We start from the raw sequence: 3470 nt of genomic DNA on the forward strand, positions 1-3470 counted from the left end.
TGAGCCCCGCGCGGCGCGCCGGAGATCCTTCGCGCGTCCGATCCGACCCGCCGACCGGCGTCTCCGACCCCACCCGACCCGACCAGCACCCGCCCGCACCGAGGAGCCGACATGATGTCCGATCCGACCGCCTTGAACACCCGCGACGCCTGCGTCGCCGCCGACGCCGCCGACCCGCTCGCCGGATTCCGGGACGAGTTCCTGCTGCCCGAGGGCGTCGTCTACCTCGACGGCACCTCGCTCGGCGCGCTGCCGCGCGCGGCCGGCGAACGCGCCCGCGAGGTGCTCGAGCAGGAGTGGGGCCGCGACCTGATCGGCAGCTGGAACAAGAACCACTGGTTCGAGCTGCCGACCCGCATCGGCGGCAAGATCGGCGCGCTCATCGGCGGTGGCGAGGGCGGATGCGTCGCGACCGACACCACCTCGATCAACGTGTTCAAGGCGCTCGGCGCGGCGCTGCGCATCCAGCGCGAGGATCATCCCGACCGCCGCGTCATCATCTCGGAGCGGGAGAACTTCCCGACCGACCTCTACATGGTCGAGGGGATGGTCGAGTTCCTCGACGACGGGTACGAGCTGCGGCTCATCGACGACGAGGCCTCGCTCGCGGACGAGCTCGCCGCATCCGGCGACGACGCGGCCGTCGTGATGCTGACGCATGTCAACTACCGCTCGGGTCGCATGTGGGACATGACCGGCATCACGCGGCGGGCGCACGAGGCGGGCGCCCTGATGATCTGGGATCTCTGCCACTCGGCCGGCGCCGTGCCGGTCGATCTCACCGCCGCCGCCGCGGACTTCGCGATCGGCTGCACCTACAAGTATCTGAACGGCGGCCCCGGCTCGCCGGCCTTCGTCTGGATCTCGCCGAAGCACCTGGAGCGCGCCGAGCAGCCGCTCTCCGGCTGGTGGGGGCACCGGCGGCCCTTCGACATGGCCGTGGGGTATGCGCCGGCGGAGGGAGCGGCGAAGTTCCTCTGCGGCACGCAGCCCATCCTCTCCCTCGCGACCATGGAGGCGGGCATCGACATCGCGCTGCGCGTCGACCGGAGCGCGCTGCGCGAGAAATCGCTCGCGCTCACGTCGCTGTTCATCGCACTCGTGGAGGAGCGCCTCGCCGCGCACCCGCTCACCCTCATCACGCCTCGTGACGAGGCGAGCCGCGGCAGTCACGTCAGTTTCCGCCATCCGGAGGGCTTCGCGGTGATGAAGGCCCTGATCGCCGAGGGCGTGGTCGGGGACTACCGCGAGCCCGAGGTGCTGCGCTTCGGCTTCACCCCGCTCTACGTCGGCTACGCCGATGTGTGGGACGCCGTCGAGGCCTTCCGCCGCGTCCTCGACGAAGAGCTGTGGCGCGCGCCGGAGTTCCAGCAGCGCGGCGCCGTCACGTGACAGGCGTCCTCCCGTTACCCTGTGCGCAGCCGCAGGATCCCATCCACACACACCAGGAGCGAACCATGACCGTCAACGACAACACCCGGGAGATCGAGGCCGGCATCGTCACCGACCTGCGCGACCGGATGACCTACGGGGGCTACCTCGAGCTCGACCGGCTCCTCGCGGCGCAGCATCCCGTCAGCGTGCCCGAGCACCACGACGAGCTGCTGTTCATCATCCAGCACCAGACCAGCGAGCTGTGGATGAAGCTCGTGCTGCACGAGATCTCGCACGTGCGCGAGCTGCTCGCCGCCGACAAGCTCGGCGAGGCGCTGAAGCCGCTCGCGCGCGTCAAGCACATCCAAGAGGTGCTCACGCAGCAGTGGTCGGTGCTCGCCACGCTGACCCCGAGCGAGTACGCGCAGTTCCGCGGCAGTCTCGGCAACTCCTCGGGCTTCCAGTCGGTGCAGTACCGCGCGATCGAGTTCTCGCTCGGCAACAAGAACGCGAAGATGCTGCAGGTGTTCGAGGCGGAGCCCGAGAGTCACGCCATGCTCGAGGCGGAGCTCGCCAGGCCGACGCTCTACGACGAGTTCCTGCGGCTGTTGGCCCGCCGCGGGCTGCCGGTCCCGGCCTCCATCCTCGAGCGCGATGTCACCCGCGCCTATACGATGCACGAGGAACTCGTCCCGGTGATCAAGGAGATCTACGACGACCCCTCGACGCACTGGGACCTCTACGAGGCGTGCGAGGAGCTCGTCGACATCGAGGACAACTTCCAGTTCTGGCGCTTCCGCCATCTGCGCGTCGTGACGCGCACGATCGGCATGAAGATCGGTACGGGCGGATCGAGCGGCGTCGGCTTCCTGCAGCGCGCGCTCGAGCTGACCTTCTTCCCCGAGCTCTTCGCGGTGCGCACCGAGATCGGACGAGCGTAGCGAACTCGGCGGAGCGCCTCCTTCTTTCGTCATCCTGCGCGGAGTGAGCGCAGCGAACGCAGTCGCAGGATCTATCCAGCCACCGCTTCCCACGTGCGATCCAGCGCCTCGCGGAACCACTGCAGCCGCCGTTCGTCGGGCGGCGGCAGGGGAGTGCCGTCGATGCTCGTCACCACACGGATGCCGTGCAGCGCATTGACCGCCCAGACCTCGTGCTGTGCGAGCTCGACGGGAGCGAGCCGCGCGGGCTGCGGTTGCCCGATGCGTCTGCGGTTCGGCTTGGTGCCGACGAGCCGCCGGTCGGCCGCCTCCAGCAGCAGGGCCTCGGTCACCGAGGGCACGCGCTTCGTGCTCGCGGCGACGAAGCCGTGATCCTGCTCCTCGCCTCCGGACAGCCACCAGATCAGGCTCGTGGTCGCCCCCTCGCGAACGCGGCCGTGCGCGTCGGTCAGGAGCGCCTCGGCGCCGAGCTCGCTGTTCAGCTCGGCGTAACGCGAGATGTTCGGGCCCTTGCGGCGCGGATGCGCGGACCTGACGCGCCCAGCGGTGCGCAGATCGAGGGTCTCGCCGAGCGCGGGCAGCGGACGAAGTCGTAGCTCGAGACGGGGCTCGGGATCGCGGCCGGGGTCGCCCCCGATCTCCATCCGCGGCCACCCCTCGCCGAACCGGGCGATGCGCTCGGGAACGGAGTCGAGGAACTCGTCGATGCGAGCGAGCGCGCGCTGCTCGGCAGGGCTGCGATCCGGCTCGACCCAGACCAGAACGGCGGCGCGCGCGCGCCGGTCCCGCATGGGCGATTGCGCGTACGCCTCCTGCAGTGCGGCCGCGTGCCTGGCACGTTCGTCGGCAGTCGGTACGTGCGGGCCGCACCAGGCCTCGAGTGCAGCCCACTTGAATCGATCGAGGTGCTGCGCGAAACCGCGAACCTCGGCCGCCCCGGTCTTCGGGTTCGACCGCACCCGGAACGAGTCGGCGACGAGCAGCGAGTCCATGGGCACCAGCCTACGGGGCGGGCCAATACACTTGCTCGGGTGAGCGTGCGGCGTGAGGTGCCCTGGCCGGCGGATGCGGCCGCCCTCGCGCGCGCCATCGCCGCGCAAACCGCCGCTTCGCGAGCGGCTCCCTCGGGGACCATGGGTCCGGACGCGACGGGTG

3 protein-coding genes are annotated in these 3470 nt (G+C 70.4%); 2 read left to right on the forward strand and 1 reads right to left on the reverse strand.

Going from position 1 to position 3470, the window contains the following annotated elements; translation table 11 throughout:
- Positions 1-114 precede the first annotated feature (114 nt).
- Positions 115-1392 carry a kynureninase gene (gene kynU, locus ACFPZL_RS11265; protein WP_382335460.1) on the forward strand — a complete coding sequence of 426 codons (1278 nt, stop codon included), beginning with the start codon at positions 115-117 and terminating at the stop codon, positions 1390-1392.
- Positions 1393-1457: 65 nt separating this feature from the next.
- The gene (gene kynA, locus ACFPZL_RS11270; RefSeq protein ID WP_218114807.1) at positions 1458-2315 is read left to right on the forward strand and encodes a tryptophan 2,3-dioxygenase; all 858 of its coding nucleotides are present in this window, start codon (positions 1458-1460) and stop codon (positions 2313-2315) included.
- 71 nt (positions 2316-2386) lie between these two features.
- Here the strand turns inward: kynA and ACFPZL_RS11275 are convergent, their stop codons facing one another.
- Positions 2387-3307, reverse strand: coding sequence for an aminotransferase class IV (locus tag ACFPZL_RS11275; RefSeq protein ID WP_218114806.1), 921 nt, complete (start codon positions 3305-3307; stop codon positions 2387-2389).
- Positions 3308-3470: the final 163 nt, after the last annotated feature.

The sequence above is a fragment of the Leucobacter soli genome (assembly GCF_042659205.1).
In the GTDB taxonomy this organism is placed as follows: domain Bacteria; phylum Actinomycetota; class Actinomycetes; order Actinomycetales; family Microbacteriaceae; genus Leucobacter; species Leucobacter soli.